Source organism: Nitriliruptor alkaliphilus DSM 45188 (assembly GCF_000969705.1).
Classification (GTDB): Bacteria; Actinomycetota; Nitriliruptoria; order Nitriliruptorales; family Nitriliruptoraceae; genus Nitriliruptor; species Nitriliruptor alkaliphilus.
The window spans coordinates 3799701-3815717 of record NZ_KQ033901.1 but is presented as its reverse complement, the minus strand read 5'-3'; the positions used below and the strand labels follow the sequence as shown (position 1 = coordinate 3815717).

Here is a 16017-nt window from a genome sequence, read left to right as displayed (position 1 = left end):
GAGGAGGCAGCCCGTGGGGGAGAAGGTCAGCGAGTCCACGGTCATCGCCGCGCCCGTCGCGACGGTACTGGACGTCATCACCGACCTCGACGCGTACCCGGACTGGGCCGAAGGCATCCTCGAGGCCGAGACGCTGTCGCGCGACGACCAGGGACGGCCTGCCACGGCCCGCTTCCGCGTGGACGCGAAGATCGCCGAGGTTCGCTACACCCTCGAGTACCGCTACGGGGACGACGAGGTGAGCTGGACCCTGATCGAGGGTGAGACCATCTCGCAGCTCGACGGTCGGTACGCGCTGACGCCGGACGGCGACACCACCGGCGTCCGCTACGACCTCGAGGCCGACGTCGACATCCCGCTGCCCGGCTTCCTCAAGAAGCGTGCCGCCAAGCAGATCCTCGAGCAGGGGCTCGAGGGGCTCCAACGGCGCGCGGAGTCACGAGGCTGACGTGGCGCGCAACGAGGTCGAAGCCGCCTACTTCACCCTCCTGCGGGCCCGCGACGAGGTCGTCGCGCTGACCCGCTACGGCGAGGTGCTGCACGACGAGGAACGGCGTCTGCACCGCGTCCGGACCGAGGGTGCCGCCATCGCTGCACGGATCGATCGGCGGCTGCTGCGAGCGCTGCGGCACACCGATGCGGCGCTCGACGAGGCGATCGATGCGCGTCTGCGGGTCATCGCCGACGAACGCGCGCGCCTGCCCGAACGCCTCGCGGCCGCGGAGGCGTTCGTCGCCGATGCCGAGTCGACCCACGCCGCCCTGCAGCGGGGGGCGTGAGGTGTACCGCGACGATCCTCTCGACGACGAGGCCGAGCTGATCGCCATCGTCGGCGAGGACGCCGTGGCGGTGCTGCGTGACGCGCCGGACGATCTGGACCGTGACCCGCTCGACGTCGCGCTCGACGTCCTGCGGGTCCTGCAGGGCTGGGTCGAGGACCAGGCGGCCGGACGCTGGCTGACCTCACCGCAACGACGGCTCGACGAACGCAGTCCGGTGGTCGCCCTCGCCGACGGGGCGTTCGAGGAGGTCGAGGACGCGGCCCGCGCCTGGGCCGCGGCCAACGCCTGACCGGCGGGCTCGTTCGCGTGGCGAGGTGTGCCGGCGTGCGCACACCGGGAGGTCGTGGCGTGCACGGCAAGGGGCCCCCTCCGCTACGCTTCGCCGTCCGCGTGCCCGCGCGGCGCTGTCACGCGCCCGCCGGTACCGCTCGCACCACCCGCGGGACCGCGACGTCCCCAGCACCTTCCGCCTTCCCCGCCCGTCTTCCCCGACAGAGAGCTCGAGAGCCCCATGCCCACCGGACGCGTCAAGGTCTTCCACGCGGAGCGCAACTTCGGCTTCCTCACCACCGCCGATGGCGACGAGGTCTACGTCGCTGGCGACCAGGTCCAGGGCGGCTCGCTCCGTTCGGGGGACGAGGTCGAGTACGAGCTCGCCGACGGTGAGGGCCGCAAGCGCGCCGCGACCGACGTCACCGTGACCAAGGCCGCCCCGGCCGACAACCCCGTCGGTCGCACCATGGCCGAGCCGCCCATGTGGGACGAGCTCGAGGAGCGCGAGCGTCAACGTCGCGCCGCACGTCGCCGCCGGCGCTGAGCGACGGCAACCGAGCCCGTGTCGACCCGCCCAGGTGGCGGGTCGATGCACGTCCGGCCCCGCCGCATGCGGCGTCCCTCGTCCCCGTCACCGCGGACCGCTACCGTGGTGGGCCGAACGCGCCACACCCGCGGGACCCCGCCGACGCACCGCGTCACCGCCCCGGAGCCGGAACCGTGAACCCACGAGCTGCAGGACCGAGCTCGGCACCGGTCCGCGAACGCGAACCCGAGACCACCGAACGTGTGCTGCCCGACGCCCCGTGGGACGTGGTCGTCTGGGACGATCCGGTCAACCTCATGTCCTACGTGGTCTTCGTCCTGCGACGGGTGTTCGGGTTCCCCGAACCGGTGGCCCGCAAGCTGATGCTCGAGGTCCACAACAACGGGCGTTCCCTGGTCGCCTCCGAACCCCGTGAGCAGGCGGAACGCTACGTTCAGGAGCTGCACGGCTACGGCCTGCAGGCCACCATGGAGCGCGCCTCCTGACCCGCCCCTTCCGCCGCCACGGCGACCACGTGCGCTGGACCCTCGACGAGTTCGAGGTCGACCTGGTGCGCACCCTGGTCACCTCGCTGGCCGACGTGCTGGAGGGCCGCGACCCCCGTGACGCGGCCGTGCAGCGGCTGTTCCCCGCCACCGTCGTCGGCGACGACGAGGCCGATGCCGAGCTTCGCGGCCTCATCCACGACGACCTGGCCGGGGTCAAACGGGCGGGCCTGACGGCGCTCGGCGGTCTGCTCGACGGTGCGACCCGGAAGGGCTCGCTGCTCCGCGTCGAGCTGACCCCCGACGACACCTTGCTGGTCCTCGGCGTCCTCAACGACCTGCGCCTGGCCATCGGCGCCCGGATCGCGATCGAGGACCTGGACCGCGACGACGTCGACCCGGACTCGGCGCTCGGGTACCGGCTGGCGGTCATGGACCACCTCGGGCTGTGGCAGGAGTTGCTGCTGGCCATCGTGGACCCGCCGGCGGTCCGGATCCACGACCTGGACGTCGAGGTGCCCGACGACCCTCGCGACGCGTAGGGTCGTCGGCGTCGCCGAGCACCGGATGAGAGGGCACGCGTGGACGTCGGCATCGGGATCTCCGAGGACCTACCGGTCGCGGTGCAGCAGCAGCTGGCGGTCGACGTGGAGGGGGCCGGCTTCCGTTCCCTGTGGACCAACGAGGCGTCCGGCCGCGACGCGCTCCTGCTGTGCCAGGCGTGGGCGGCGGCGACCGCCACCTTGGAGGTGGGGGTGGGGGTGGTGCCGCTGTGGACCCGTTCACCGGCCCAGCTGGCGATGGCCTGCGCCACCCTCCAGGAGGCAACGGGGGGCAGGTTCATCCTCGGCCTCGGTGTGTCGCACCCCGCCACGATGGGGCCGTGGCACGGCGCCGACGTGCGGGCGCCCCGCACCGCCGCCCGCGAGGCGCTGACGATCCTGCGCCAGCTCGAGGCGGGGGAGCCCTCCGACGTCGACGGTCAGGTGATGCGATCCTCGCGGTTCCGCCTCCGGATCTCGCCCCAGCCGCCGCCGACCACGAGGCTCCTGGCCGCCATGGGGCCGCGGATGCTCGAGCTCGCCGGCACCGACGCGGACGGCGTCCTGCTGAACTGGTCCAGCGCCGAGGAGGTCGCCCGTGCGGGCCAGCGGGTGCGGTCGGCCGCCGCCGACGCCGGACGTGACCCGGCCGGTGTCGAGGTCGCGACCTACGTGCGGGTCGCGGTGGCCGACGACCACGACACGGCCCTGACCGCGCTCGCGGGCGAGATCGCGACCTACGCGGCGCTGCCCGCCTACGCGGCGCACTTCGAACGGCAGGGGTTCGGTGACGCGGTCGAGCGCGTCAAGGCGGCACACAAGGCCGGCGCGGACGCGGCGGGCAAGGCCGAGGCCCTCGGCGAACGTGCCCTGTCGCAGCTCGGGTGGGCCGGCACGCCGCAGGACGACCCGGCCGACGCGCTCGCGGCCTACCGGGACGCGGGGCTCGACCACCTCGTGGCACGGGTGGTGGTCGCCGGTGGCGACGCTGCCGCCTCGGTGCACCAGGTGGTCCGCGCGCTCGGGTGAGGGCTGGCAGTGCGGGCAGCGTCCACGAGCGGGGCCGTCAACGCCGTCGCAACCGTCGTTCGACCCGGCCGGTCAGCTCGGCGGCCTCCGGCACCCCGAGGACGCGGGCGGCGAGCAGGTAGGCACCGCCGATGACGAGCACGGCGATGATCCCGCCGAGCCGCGAGCCGACGCCCGTCGCGCCGACCACGACGCGGGCCACACCGGCCCCCACGACCCCGGCGACCGCAGCCTTGGCGATGGCGCGCGCGTGGGGACCGGCCAGCCGAGGTCGGCCGAACACGATCCCGACCCGGATGCGCAGGAGCAGCAGCTCGAACCAGGCGCCGACCGCGGCGCCGAACGCCAGGCCGGTCGCACCGAGCCGGAAGAAGCTGTCGGGGCCCTCGCGCAGGCCCTCGGGCGCGATCGACCAGGTCAGGTCGCCGATCAGGCGCACCCCCTCGGCGGTCACCCCGAACGCGTCGAGCGGGAACATGATGGACACGCCGACGATCAGCGACAGGACCACCCGCATGACGGCGTAGATCGCGGGGGTACGCGTGTCCCCGGCGCCGTAGAGGGCCGACTGCAGCAGACGCGACGAGGTGCTGGCCAGCATCCCGAGGGCGTACACGGCCAGGATGATCCCGACCTGCACCGATGCTTCGGGCGAGAAGGCTCGCCACTGGAACACGGTGGCGGCGATGAGGTCACCGGCGAGCAGGAACGCGATCGAGGACGGGACGACGAAGAACGCCACCCGTCCGAGGCCCTCGTCGAGCCGCGCCACGATCCGTGGCCGGTCGCGGCGGTCCATCGTGGACAGCGTGGGAAGCTCGGCAGCTGCCACGCTCATCCCGAACAACGAGATCGGCAGCAGGTAGAGCACCTGCGCGTAGGTGAGCGCGGAGAACGCGCCGAAGGCCAGCAGCGACGCGACCGCGAGATCGACGTAGCTCGCCAGCTGCACCCCGCCGCGACCCGCCACCACCTGGCCGAACCGACGCACCACCTCGGGCACGCCCGGGACCGCGAACGAGGTCGACAGCGCCAAGCCCCGGGTCAGCCCGATCACGCTCGGCAGCTGGACGGCGAACTGCAGGACCGAGCCGACTGCCGCGCCCACGGCCATCGCCGTGGCGAGGCGCGCCTGGTCGGTGGAGACCAGCGCCGCGCCGGCGAGCACGCCGATGATCGCCACGTTCCACAGGACCGGTGCGACGTAGGACAGGAAGAACCGGCGGTGGGAGTTGAGGACGCCGAGGCACCACGCGGACAGGACCAGGAACCCGACCCCGGGGGTGATGATCCGTACCAGCATGACGGTCAGGTCGAAGCGGTCGGTCCCGGGCACGAACCCGGGGGTCAGCAGCCGGGTGATCGGCTCGGCGAACACCACACCCACCAGGACGAGCCCACTGGTGAGCACCAGCAGCAGCCCGGCGATCGCCCCGGCCAGTCGGCCGGCCTCCTCGCGTCGTCCCTCGGCCAGCAGCTTGCTGTAGGCCGGCACGAAGGAGGCCGACAGCACCCCCTCGCCGAGCAGGTTCTGCAGCAGGTTCGGGATGCGGAGCGCCGCCTTGAAGGCCTCGGCACCCACGCCCGTGGCCAGGAACGCCGCGGTGACCACCTCGCGGATCAGCCCCGAGATGCGCGAGAGCAGGATGCCGGCCCCGACCAGGAACGACGAGCGACGCAGGTCGTCCTCCACCTGCGGGTGGGGATCACCGGCGTCGACGCCGTCGGGCGGGGGAGCGGTGCTCACGCGAAGCGGTGCGGACGGTCACGCAGACCGTCGCTGCCGACCTCGTCGCACCAGGCGAGGAACCGGTCGCGCGGCACGCCGCCCCACGCCAGGTCGTCGAGGCGCTCGGCGAGGGGCACGTCGAGGTCGAGACGGGCCAGCTCGCGGTAGAGCAGGGCGTCGTCCCGCCGTTCGGCGAGCGTGGCGGCCAGGCGCGTCGCGCCGCGCACCTGGACGTCCCAGTCGAGCGCCAGGTCGGGGATCGCCTCGAGGTGGCCGTAGCGGGTCAGGATGGCCGCAGCTCCCTTGGCACCGAACCCCGGCAGGCCCGGGATGCCGTCGGCCGTGTCACCGACGAGGGCGAGGTAGTCGGGCACCGAGCATGGTGGCACACCGAGGCGTGCCACCACGCCGGCCTCGTCGTAGAGCTTCTCCCGCAGCCGGTCGACCTGGACGATGCGCTCACCCCGTACGACCTGGCCGAGGTCCTTGTCGGGGGTCAGGATGCGGATCTGATCGACCAGGCCGCCACCGGTCTGCTCCACCCCGTCCGCGCCGTCGCCGCCCCAGCGGACCGCCGCGGTGGCCATGGCGTCGTCGGCCTCGTGGCGGTCCATCGACCACACCACGACGCCGAGGGCGGCGACGGCACGCTCCACGTCGTCGAACTGGGCCAGCAGCGCCGGGTCGACCCCGCTGCTGTCCTTGTAGGCCGGGAAACGCTCGTTGCGCCACGACTCGATGGGGTTGTCGAACGCCACGGCGAGGTGGGTGACCCCCTCGTCCTCGTCGGCCAGGAGGCGCAGCAGCGAGGACACGACCCCGACCGTCGCCTTCACGTCACGTCCGTCCGGGGCGGTGCGGGGCGGCCGCTTGCTGAAGTGGGCACGGAACAGCTCGTAGGTACCGTCCAGCAGGTGCAAGCGCACGCGGAACCCCTCGACTCGTCGCGCCCGGACGCTAGCGGGGCACAGCGCTCGAGAGCACGCCCTCCGCCCCCCGACGTCGGACCCCGTCGGTACGGTGGCTCCCGTGGTCGGAGCCGGCCGACCGGAGGCGACGTGGTGCAGCACGACGAGCGCGAGCCAGGGGCCGGCCGCCGCCTGGCCCGCTTCCGTCGCGTCGACCCGACCGATGACGGGTCCGGGCTCGCCCGCCGACCCGAACCCGTCCCGGCGTCCGCCTGGCTGCTGCCCGACCCCGAGCACGCCGACGAGGACGGCGTCGTCGGTGTCGGCGCCGACCTGGCACCGGGAACGCTGGTGGACGCCTACCAGCGGGGCATGTTCCCCTGGCCGCACCCGGGCGTCCCGCTGCCGTGGTTCTCGCCCGACCCGCGCGGCGTGCTCGAGGCCGGCGACCTGCGCGTCTCGCGGTCGCTCCGGCGGCGGATGCGTGCCTGCGGGTGGACCACCACGGTCGACGCCGCCTTCCGCGCCGTGGTCAGCGGCTGCGCCGAGGACCGCGGCGACGGACAGGGCAGCTGGATCACCTCGGCCATGGCGCGTGCCTACGGACGCCTGCACGATCTCGGGTGGGCCCACAGCCTCGAGGTGTGGGAGGGGGACCGGCTCATCGGCGGCATCTACGGGGTCCAGGTCGGTGGCGTCTTCACCGGTGAATCCATGTTCCACCGCTCGACCGATGCGTCGAAGGTGGCGCTGATCGACCTCGTCGCGCGCTTCCACGCCGCGGGGGGGCGCCTCGTGGACGTCCAGCTGACCACCCCCCACCTGCGCAGCCTCGGCGCCCGCGACCTGCCCCGACACGACTTCCTCGCGCTCCTCACCGGGGCGCGACAGCTCGACGTGCGGCTGGCGCGGGGACGACGCCCGGTGACCCGTCTGGTGGACCTCGGGGACCGAAGCACGGACGGGGTCCGGTCCACCTCCGCCGAGCACCGTTACCCTGGGCCCTGAGGCGGCTGAGTCCAGCCCTCCCTCGCTCGCCCCGGTCCGCCGGCCCGACGTGGCCCCGACCGCGGGTACCGAACGAAGGTCGAGACCCCGTGAGCGACACCCCTGTGCCCGCCATCCCGAGCGATGCCCCGGTGCCCACCATCCCGGAAGCGATCACCCGCCGCTACCCCGACCAGGACTACGAGATCGCCGACATCTCGCTGGCCGAGTGGGGGCGCAAGGAGATCGGCCTCGCCGAGGTCGAGATGCCCGGGTTGATGGCCCTCCGGGAACGCTACGAGGGGCAGCGTCCCCTCGAGGGCGCTCGGATCGCCGGCTGCCTCCACATGACGGTCCAGACCGCCGTGCTGATCGAGACCCTCCAGTCCCTCGGTGCCGAGGTCCGCTGGTCGTCGTGCAACATCTTCTCCACCCAGGACGAGGCGGCGGCCGCCGTCGCCGCGGCCGGGACCCCGGTGTTCGCCTGGAAGGGCGAGACCGAGGAGGAGTACTGGTGGACGGTCGAGCAGACCCTCACGTGGCCCGGCGGGAAGGGACCGAACCTGCTGCTCGACGACGGCGGTGACCTGACCGCGGTCGTGCACGACAAGCACCCCGAGCTGATCGGCGAGATCCTCGGTGTGTCCGAGGAGACCACCACCGGGATCAAGCAGCTGCGCACCTGGCAGAAGCAGGGGACCCTGCGGATGCCGGCCATCAACGTCAACGACTCGGTCACCAAGTCGAAGTTCGACAACCTCTACGGGTGCCGCGAATCGTTGATCGACGGCCTCAAGCGCGCCACGGACGTGATGATCGCCGGCAAGGTCGCCGTCGTGGCCGGGTACGGCGACGTCGGCAAGGGCTGCGTCCAGGCCCTGCGGGGGATGGGGGCCACCGTCATGGTCACCGAGATCGACCCGATCAACGCCCTCCAGGCCGCCATGGAGGGCTACCGGGTCGTCACGATGGAGGAGGCCGCACCCCAGGCCGACATCATCGTGACCGCCACGGGCAACATGGGTGTGGTCACCCGCGAGCTGGTCCACCAGATGAAGGACCACGCGATCCTGTGCAACATCGGTCACTTCGACACCGAGATCGAGACCGCGGCGCTGCGCGAGTACGAGTGGACCAACATCAAGCCGCAGGTCGACCTCGTCCACCTGCCGAACGGCAACAAGGTCATCCTGCTCGCCGAGGGGCGCCTGGTGAACCTCGGTTGCGCCACCGGGCACAGCTCGTTCGTGATGTCGACCTCCTTCACCAACCAGGTCCTCGCCCAGCTCGAGCTGTGGCTGCACCACGAGGACTACAAGGAGGAGGTCTACGTGCTGCCCAAGCACCTCGACGAGGAGGTCGCCCGTCTCCACCTGGAGAAGATCGGCGCGAACCTCACCGTCCTGACCGAGGCCCAGGCCACCTACCTCGGCGTCGACGTGGACGGCCCCTACAAGGACGACACGTACCGCTACTGATGAGGCCCCCCGAGCACGAGGGGACCCGCTCCTGATCCAGCCCCCCGAGCACGAGGGGACCCCCGGGTCGTGGCGGCGCGTGTGCGCGCCGCCACCCTGGGGCTCAGGTTCCTGCCGTCACGTGCCGATGCTCCCTGTGGACCCGCGCCGCCACCCCACACCCGGGGTGCGGTCCCACCTGGAGGTCGCTCGTGTTCAGTCGTCGGAGGTCGGTCGGTCTCGTGGCCGCCGTCAGCATCGTGGTCGCCGCTCTCGGTGCCACCGTGGCCACCGCCCAGCAGGACGACGCGCCGCCGGAGGGCACGGGCGACGCCGCCCTCCTCGCCCGGCTCGACGCGCTCGAGCCGCAGCTGCCGTCCGAGCTGGCACCCAGCTCGGTCGACCTGGACCCGGACGCCTCCTGGGGGTCGTTCGAAGGTGACGTCACCGGTGCGGCCGCCACGCTCGGCACCCTGGAACGCGACCTGCTGTCGCTGTTCGTCGACGCCGATGACGCCGGCACCGAGGTCGCGGACGCCGTCGCGGACGTCGCGCGCGGCTGGCTCGACCTGCAGCAGGCCTACGAGCAGCTCGCCGTCTGGGAGGCCGCCGACCTCGCCTTCCCGATCGACGCGAGCGACAGCGCCAGCATCGCCACCGACGCCGACGAGCTCGCCGGCCGGGCCGAAGCGGGCCTGCGCATCGTGCTCGGCGCGAGCCAGCGTCAGCTGGCCGGCTACGTCGCCCTCCGTGCGCTCGGTGAGGCCGACCCCGGGGCCCAGGAGCGCTTCGACGGCCGCGCCGCCGCGGCCGAAGCCTTCGACCAGGACATCCGTCCGCTGATCGCCCAGCTGCTGGCCGTCCGTACGACGCAGGTGATGGTGCCGGTCGAGCGCTTCGAGACCAGCGCCCCCGGCGTGGAAGCTCGCGCCCGGTCGATGACCGTCACCTGCATCGACCGTCAGACCTACCTCGAGGCCACCACGACCACACCCGTCGAGGGGCTCGAGAACGTCGACATCACCGATCCCGCGGCCGTGCTCGGCCTCCTGGACCCGTCGGGGGAACGGGCCGACTGCCCGGGGCTGGCCGAGGAGCAGGACGTCCGCGTCCGCGACTGACCGTGGGGGAGGGTGCGCCGCGTAGGCTCGCGGTCCTGGCACCAGACCCCGAGGCGGTCGCGTGGACACCATCCCCAAGCCCTCCGAGCTGCTCGCGCTGCACGACGTGACCGAGGAACTGTTCGCCCAGTTGCGGACCTGGTTCGACGTCCCCGACGCGGTCACGCTCGACCTGACCGGGATCGACTCGGCGGTCGCGCAGCTGGCCGACCCGGTGGCGATCGCGGCGCTCGCGATGCGCAAGCTGCAGGCGCTGCGGCTGCTCGCCCAGCCCGGCGTGCGGACCTCGACCGACGTCGTGGTGACCATCGTGCAGGACCTCGACCGCGCCCTGATCCAAGCCCCGACGATGCACCTGCAGCGCGCCGCCGCGGCCGCGGACTGGGACGCCGAGCTCGCCGGGCTCCTCGAGGGGGACGCGGACAGCGATCCGACCTCCTCGCCCGTTCCCGAGGGTGATGAGGAGGACCCGACCGTCACCCGCTTCCGCGAGCTGCACGGCCAACTGCACGCAGCAGCGCGCGCCGTGGTCGACGCATCGGACGGTGAGATCCGCTTCCTGCTGTGACCTGACCGTTCCACCGGTGCCCACGGACGCACAACGCACAAGCCGTCGGACTCTGACGAGGGCTACGACCTGCGTAGTAGCATCCCGGCCATCGGGCCACCGCCTCCACTTGGCGTTGCCCTCCCGGACCACTCCCGCCTGGCTGCCCCGCGACCGGCGGCGACGTAGATCGAAGGATCACGCGATGAGGAAGATGACCCGCGCGGTAGCGCTCGCGCTGGCCGGCACCCTGGCGCTGAGCGCCTGTGGCGAGGCTCCCGACGACGACACCCCGGACCCCGCGACCGAGGACGACGCCGGTGAGGTCGACGTCGACGATGACGACGGTGACGACGACGGCACGGCCGCACCGGAGGACGTGGACTTCCGCGGTTGCCTCGTGACCGACCAGGGTGGCGTCGACGACCGCTCCTTCAACGAGACCGCCTGGGCCGGTATGCAGCGCGCCGAGTCCGAGCTCGGCATCGAGATCTCGGTGCTCGAGTCGACCTCCGAGGCCGACTTCGAGCCCAACATCCAGCAGTTCGTCGACCAGGGCTGCGACATCATCGTCACGGTCGGGTTCCTCCTCGGCGAGGCCACCGAGGCCGCCGCTCAGGCCAACCCCGACCAGAACTTCGCGATCGTCGACTTCGCGTACGAGGACGACTACGACAACCTGCGTGAGATGGTCTTCGCCACCGAGGAGGCGGCCTTCCTCGCCGGGTACGTCGCGGCCGGCATGACCGAGACCGGGACCATCGGCACCTACGGCGGCATCCCGATCCCGCCGGTCACCGTGTTCATGGACGGTTACCTCGCCGGCGCGTCGTACTACAACGACGAGCACGGCACGGACGTCCAGGTCGAGGGCTGGGACGGCGCCGACGGGCTGTTCACCGGCAACTTCGAGTCCCAGGACGACGGTCGCAACGTGACCGACTCGCTGCTGCAGGCCGGTGCGGACATCATCATGCCGGTCGCCGGTCCGGTCGGCCTCGGCACCGCCGCGGCGCTCGAGGACTTCGGCGACGGCGCGATGATCTGGGTCGACACCGATGGCTACGAGTCGGTCTCGCAGTTCGGCTCGCTGATCATGACCTCCGTGATGAAGAACATGGACGTCGCGGTCTACGACGCGGTCGAGGCGGCCGTCAACGACGCGTTCGAGGGCGGCCTCGCGGTCGGCACCCTTGAGAACGACGGCGTGGGCATCGCTCCGTTCCACGACTTCGACGGGGACGTCCCGCAGGAGATCAAGGACGCCGTCGAGGAGCTGCGTCAGGGCATCATCGCCGGCGAGATCTCGGTCGACCCCGCCGACTACTGATCGAGCGGTTCGGTCCGGCCCCGCACCCGGGGCCGGACCGCGCATCAGCCAGGTAGGGACAGGGTGCCCGGGGATCCGGGCACCCTTCCCTGTCCCTGGCCCGGCACACCGGGCTAGCGTCGCGCCGCGCCGGGAGCCGTCGAGGAAGGGCCGTCCGTGCAGCTCGAGTTGAAGGGCATCACCAAGCGGTTCCCGGGCGTGATCGCCAACGACCACGTCGACCTGATCGTCCGCGCGGGCGAGGTCCACGGCCTGCTCGGCGAGAACGGGGCCGGCAAGTCGACCCTGATGAACGTCCTGTACGGCCTGTACACCGCCGACGAGGGTGAGATCGTCATCGACGGCGAGGTCCGCCAGCTGCGCGACCCCGGCGATGCCATCGCTGCCGGCATCGGCATGGTGCACCAGCACTTCATGCTCATCCCGGTCTTCACCGTCGCCGAGAACATCGTGCTCGGCGTCGAGCAGACCGGCCGCCTCGGCAAGCTGGACCGCGCGCGGGCCGCCGACGAGGTCCGCGAGCTCGCGGAGCGCAGCGGGTTGCCCGTGGACCCGGACGCGATGGTCGAGGACCTGTCGGTCGGGGTCCAGCAGCGCGTCGAGATCCTCAAGGCCCTCTACCGCGACGCCCGGCTGCTGATCCTGGACGAGCCGACGGCCGTGCTCACGCCGCAGGAGGCCGATGACCTGTTCGAGGCGATCCGGGGCTTCACCGCCGAGGGCCGCTCGGTGGTGTTCATCTCCCACAAGCTGCGCGAGCACCGGGCCATCGCCGACCGGGTCAGCGTGCTGCGCCGGGGCAGGATCGTCGGCACGGCCGACCCCAACACCGCCAGCGAGCAGGACCTCGCCAACCTGATGGTCGGCCGGCCGGTGGAGCTGCGGGTCGACAAGGCGAGCGCGCAGCCGGGGGAGACCATCCTGCAGGTCCGCGGGCTGTCCGTGGAGAACGCCGACGGCAAGTCGGTGGTCGACGAGGTCGACCTCGAGGTCCGTCGCGGCGAGATCGTCGCGATCGCCGGCGTCGAGGGCAACGGTCAGACGCCGCTCGTGCGGGCCGTGACGGGGCTCGAACCGGTCGCCTCGGGTGACATCAGCGTCGCCGGCACGGTCCTGGCGGGCCTCACCCGCAAGGAGGTGCTGCGCACCGGCGTCGGGCACGTGCCCGAGGACCGCGGTCGCGACGGGCTCGTCGGCGAGCTCAGCGTCGCGCAGAACCTGATCCTCGACCTGTGGGACCTCGCGCCCTTCGCCAAGCGTCAGACCCTCCAGTTCCCCGTCATCAGCGAGCACGCCAGACGGCTGGTGGACGCCTACGACATCCGCACCCCCTCGGTGTCCACACCGGCGGGGACCCTGTCCGGCGGCAACCAGCAGAAGGTCGTGGTGGCGCGCGAGTTCGACCGTCCCATCGATCTGCTGGTCGCCGCCCAGCCGACCCGCGGCGTGGACGTCGGCTCCATCGAGTACATCCACCGTCAGCTCGTCGCCAAACGCGACGAGGGGACCGCGGTGCTGCTGGTCTCCTCGGAACTCGACGAGGTGCTGGCCCTCGCCGACCGCGTCGCGGTCATGTTCCACGGCCGCCTCGTCGGCCCCTTCGCCATGCCCGTCAGCAAGGAAGCCGTCGGCCGCCTCATGGCCGGCGCCGATCCTGATGAGGTCCTCCAGACCGGAGCCGACGACCGATGAGCGACCAACCCACCGGAGGCGGCACGCCTCCGGACCCGGACGGCATCGAGGCCGACGCGCCGGTCCTGCTCGACGACGAGCAGATCGCCGCCGAGGAGATCGAGGCCGCGAAGGAACGTGAGGCTGACACGGTCCACCTCGCCCTCGACGCGACGTTCACCGAGCGGCTGATCGCCACCTTCACCGGCACCAGCGTCGTGGTGACCATCCTCGCCTTCCTCTCGGCGATGGTCATCGGCGGGCTGATCATCGCCGCCACAGAGGAACCGGTCCGTGACGCGCTCGGCTACTTCACGAGCCGGCCCGGTGACACCTTCGCGGCCGCCTGGACGGCCGTCAGCGAGGCGTACGCGGCGCTCCTGCGTGGCTCGCTCGGCGGTCGCTCGCAGCTGTCGGAGACGCTCGTCTCGGCGACCCCGTTGATCCTGACCGGCCTGGCCGTCGCGGTGCCGCTCCGCGCCGGTCTGTTCAACATCGGTGCCGAGGGCCAGCTGATCGCCGGCGGCCTCGCGGCCGGCTTCGTCGGGTTCTCGGTCACCGGTCTGCCGATGGTGGTGCACCTGCCGTTCGCGGCCGCTGCGGGCATCGCCGCTGGTGCCGCGTACGGGTGGCTGCCTGGCCTCCTGAAGGCGCGCACCGGCGCGCACGAGGTCATCACGACCATCATGCTCAACAACATCGGGCGACTCGTGGCCGCCTACCTGGTGTCGACGACCCTGTTCCGCCGTCCGGACCGGACCGACCCGATCTCCAAGCCCGTCGAGGCCAGCGCGCAGTTCCCGCGGTTCTTCGACGACCTGCGCGTCAACACCTCACTGCTGATGGCGCTGGCGCTGGCGCTCGCGGTCTTCTGGCTGGTCGAGCGCTCGACCCGAGGGTTCGAGCTGAACGCGGTCGGGATGAACGCCCACGCAGCGACCACGGCTGGCATGAACCCGAACACCACCGTCATCCGGGCGATGGCCACCGGTGGTGCGCTCGCCGGTGCGGCCGGCGCGGCGACCATCCTCGGTCTGCAGCACCGCCTGACCATCGGGTTCTCGGCCGGGCTCGGCTTCGAGGGCATCACCGTCGCCCTCCTCGGACGAGGCCGGATCGGCGGGACCGTGGCAGCCGGGTTGCTGTTCGGCGGGCTGAAGGCCGGTGGCCGCTTCATGCAGGGCCAGACCGGCACCTCGCTCGATCTGGTCCTGGTGATCCAGGCGCTCATCATCGTCTTCATCGCCGCGCCAGGGCTGGTCCGCGCGATCTTCCGCATCAAGGCCGAGGACCTGGCCGCCGGTCAGGTCGCGAAGGGGTGGGGCTCGTGAGCACCACGATCGAACCGACCACCACGGTGACCCTGGCGGACGCCGCGCTACGGCGACGCAACCGCCGTTTCGGGGTGTTCTCGATCTTCATCGCCGCGGTCATGGGCGCGGTCCTGACCGCGACGGCACGTGGCGACTCGGCGACGTTCGTCCTCAACGACCGCCGCGGCCAGCTGTTCATGGTCCCGGACCTGAACCTCCCGGTCGTACCGACCATCCTCCTGCTCACGGGCGTCGTCCTCGCCATCGCCTACCGGCAGATGACCACGGGCTTCGGGAGCCGGACGGTCCTGGCGGTCGGCATCGTCGCCGGCCTGTTCACCATCGCCTTCCTGACCTGGGCCACCGCCGACGGGCAGCTGTCGCTGGTCGCCCTGCTGCGCGGCTCGGTCGCCCGCGCGACGCCGATCGCCCTCGGCGCCCTCGCCGGGGTCCTGTGCGAACGCGCCGGCGTGATCAACATCGCCATCGAGGGCCAGTTCCTCGCCGCGGCGTTCACCGCCGCGCTGTTCTCGTCGCTGGCCAGCAACCCGTGGGTCGGCCTCGCCGGTGGCATCTTCGCGGGCGCCCTCGTCGCGCTCATGCTCGCCGGGCTGTCGATCCGCTTCAAGGCCGACCAGATCGTGGTGGGCGTGGTCCTGATCGTGTTCGCCACGGGCGTGACCTCGTTCCTGACGACCCAGATCATGGTGCCCAACCAGGCGCTCAACACCCCGGTGCGGTTCCCGACGATCTCCATCCCGCTGCTCAGCGAGATCCCGCTGATCGGTCCGGTCCTGTTCCGTCAGACCATCCTGGTGTTCGGGATGTTCGCGTCGGTCATCGTCCTCCACTACGCGCTGTTCTCGACCCGCTGGGGCCTCAGGCTCCGGGCCGTGGGCGAGCACCCGAAGGCCGCCGACACCGTCGGCATCAAGGTCCTGGCCACCCGGTACAAGGCCGTGTTGCTCGGCGGCGTGTTCGCCGGGATCGGCGGGGCCTACTTCACCCTCGACGCCGTCGGGTCGTTCTCCAAGGACATGTCGGGTGGTCGCGGCTTCATCGCCCTGGCCGCCATGCTCGTCGGCCGGTACAGCCCCGTGGGGGCCTTCGGTGCGGCGCTCATCTTCGGGTTCTCGGACCAGATCGCGACCTCGCTGCAGCTGCTGCGGGTCCCGGTGCCGTCCGAGCTGCTCCTGACCGCGCCGTACCTGGTGACGATCCTGGTCGTGGCTGGCCTCATCGGCCGCCTGCGCCCGCCTGCAGCGGACGGACAGCCGTACGTCAAGCAGTGACCAC

The 16017-nt window shown here is 72.0% G+C and carries 17 protein-coding genes; 15 read left to right on the top strand and 2 right to left on the bottom strand.

The window, feature by feature from the left end:
• The first annotated feature begins 13 nt into the window (after positions 1-13).
• The 7 genes from NITAL_RS17665 (at position 14) to NITAL_RS17635 (ending at position 3658) form a co-directional block, all read left to right on the top strand.
• Positions 14-448 carry an SRPBCC family protein gene (locus tag NITAL_RS17665; protein ID WP_052667503.1) on the top strand — a complete coding sequence of 145 codons (435 nt, stop codon included), beginning with the start codon at positions 14-16 and terminating at the stop codon, positions 446-448.
• A gap of 1 nt (position 449) precedes the next feature.
• Positions 450-779 (top strand): hypothetical protein, encoded by a 330-nt coding sequence (locus NITAL_RS17660; RefSeq protein ID WP_052667502.1) that lies wholly within the window; start codon positions 450-452, stop codon positions 777-779.
• 1 nt (position 780) lies between these two features.
• Complete coding sequence (locus NITAL_RS17655) at positions 781-1071, top strand: hypothetical protein (protein WP_052667501.1); 291 nt, start codon at positions 781-783, stop codon at positions 1069-1071.
• Between the two features lie 222 nt (positions 1072-1293).
• Positions 1294-1599 (top strand): cold-shock protein, encoded by a 306-nt coding sequence (locus NITAL_RS17650; protein ID WP_052667500.1) that lies wholly within the window; start codon positions 1294-1296, stop codon positions 1597-1599.
• A gap of 176 nt (positions 1600-1775) precedes the next feature.
• Positions 1776-2087, top strand: coding sequence for an ATP-dependent Clp protease adapter ClpS (gene clpS, locus NITAL_RS17645; RefSeq protein ID WP_052667499.1), 312 nt, complete (start codon positions 1776-1778; stop codon positions 2085-2087).
• Complete coding sequence (locus NITAL_RS17640; protein WP_083441714.1) at positions 2084-2629, top strand: DUF2017 family protein; 546 nt, start codon at positions 2084-2086, stop codon at positions 2627-2629. The genes clpS and NITAL_RS17640 overlap by 4 nt, the downstream gene beginning before the upstream one ends.
• A 39-nt stretch (positions 2630-2668) precedes the next feature.
• Positions 2669-3658, top strand: coding sequence for an LLM class flavin-dependent oxidoreductase (locus tag NITAL_RS17635; protein WP_052667497.1), 990 nt, complete (start codon positions 2669-2671; stop codon positions 3656-3658).
• Between the two features lie 37 nt (positions 3659-3695).
• Here the strand turns inward: NITAL_RS17635 and murJ are convergent, their stop codons facing one another.
• Both murJ and NITAL_RS17625 read right to left on the bottom strand, forming a co-directional pair.
• Positions 3696-5405 (bottom strand): murein biosynthesis integral membrane protein MurJ, encoded by a 1710-nt coding sequence (gene murJ / locus NITAL_RS17630; RefSeq protein WP_052667496.1) that lies wholly within the window; start codon positions 5403-5405, stop codon positions 3696-3698.
• A complete protein-coding gene (locus NITAL_RS17625) occupies positions 5402-6313 on the bottom strand; it encodes a 5'-3' exonuclease (protein ID WP_052667495.1) in 912 nt (303 codons plus the stop codon). The genes murJ and NITAL_RS17625 overlap by 4 nt, the downstream gene beginning before the upstream one ends.
• A 132-nt stretch (positions 6314-6445) precedes the next feature.
• On the opposite strand from NITAL_RS17625, the gene aat reads away from it, so the two are divergent.
• The 8 genes from aat (at position 6446) to NITAL_RS17585 (ending at position 16013) form a co-directional block, all read left to right on the top strand.
• Positions 6446-7303 (top strand): leucyl/phenylalanyl-tRNA--protein transferase, encoded by an 858-nt coding sequence (aat, locus tag NITAL_RS17620; RefSeq protein WP_211262486.1) that lies wholly within the window; start codon positions 6446-6448, stop codon positions 7301-7303.
• A gap of 131 nt (positions 7304-7434) precedes the next feature.
• The gene (gene ahcY, locus NITAL_RS17615) at positions 7435-8760 is read left to right on the top strand and encodes an adenosylhomocysteinase (RefSeq protein ID WP_342674234.1); all 1326 of its coding nucleotides are present in this window, start codon (positions 7435-7437) and stop codon (positions 8758-8760) included.
• A gap of 221 nt (positions 8761-8981) precedes the next feature.
• The gene (locus tag NITAL_RS17610) at positions 8982-9860 is read left to right on the top strand and encodes a hypothetical protein (protein ID WP_157041922.1); all 879 of its coding nucleotides are present in this window, start codon (positions 8982-8984) and stop codon (positions 9858-9860) included.
• Between the two features lie 61 nt (positions 9861-9921).
• A complete protein-coding gene (locus tag NITAL_RS17605) occupies positions 9922-10428 on the top strand; it encodes a hypothetical protein (RefSeq protein WP_052667493.1) in 507 nt (168 codons plus the stop codon).
• A 184-nt stretch (positions 10429-10612) separates the two neighbouring features.
• The gene (locus NITAL_RS17600) at positions 10613-11737 is read left to right on the top strand and encodes a BMP family lipoprotein (protein WP_052667492.1); all 1125 of its coding nucleotides are present in this window, start codon (positions 10613-10615) and stop codon (positions 11735-11737) included.
• A gap of 156 nt (positions 11738-11893) precedes the next feature.
• Positions 11894-13429: an ABC transporter ATP-binding protein gene (locus NITAL_RS17595; protein ID WP_052667491.1), complete on the top strand. Its 1536-nt coding sequence runs from the start codon at positions 11894-11896 to the stop codon at positions 13427-13429.
• Positions 13426-14739: an ABC transporter permease gene (locus NITAL_RS17590; RefSeq protein ID WP_083441713.1), complete on the top strand. Its 1314-nt coding sequence runs from the start codon at positions 13426-13428 to the stop codon at positions 14737-14739. The genes NITAL_RS17595 and NITAL_RS17590 overlap by 4 nt, the downstream gene beginning before the upstream one ends.
• On the top strand, positions 14736-16013 hold the full coding sequence (locus tag NITAL_RS17585) for an ABC transporter permease (RefSeq protein WP_211262484.1): 1278 nt from the start codon (positions 14736-14738) through the stop codon (positions 16011-16013). The genes NITAL_RS17590 and NITAL_RS17585 overlap by 4 nt, the downstream gene beginning before the upstream one ends.
• Positions 16014-16017: the final 4 nt, after the last annotated feature.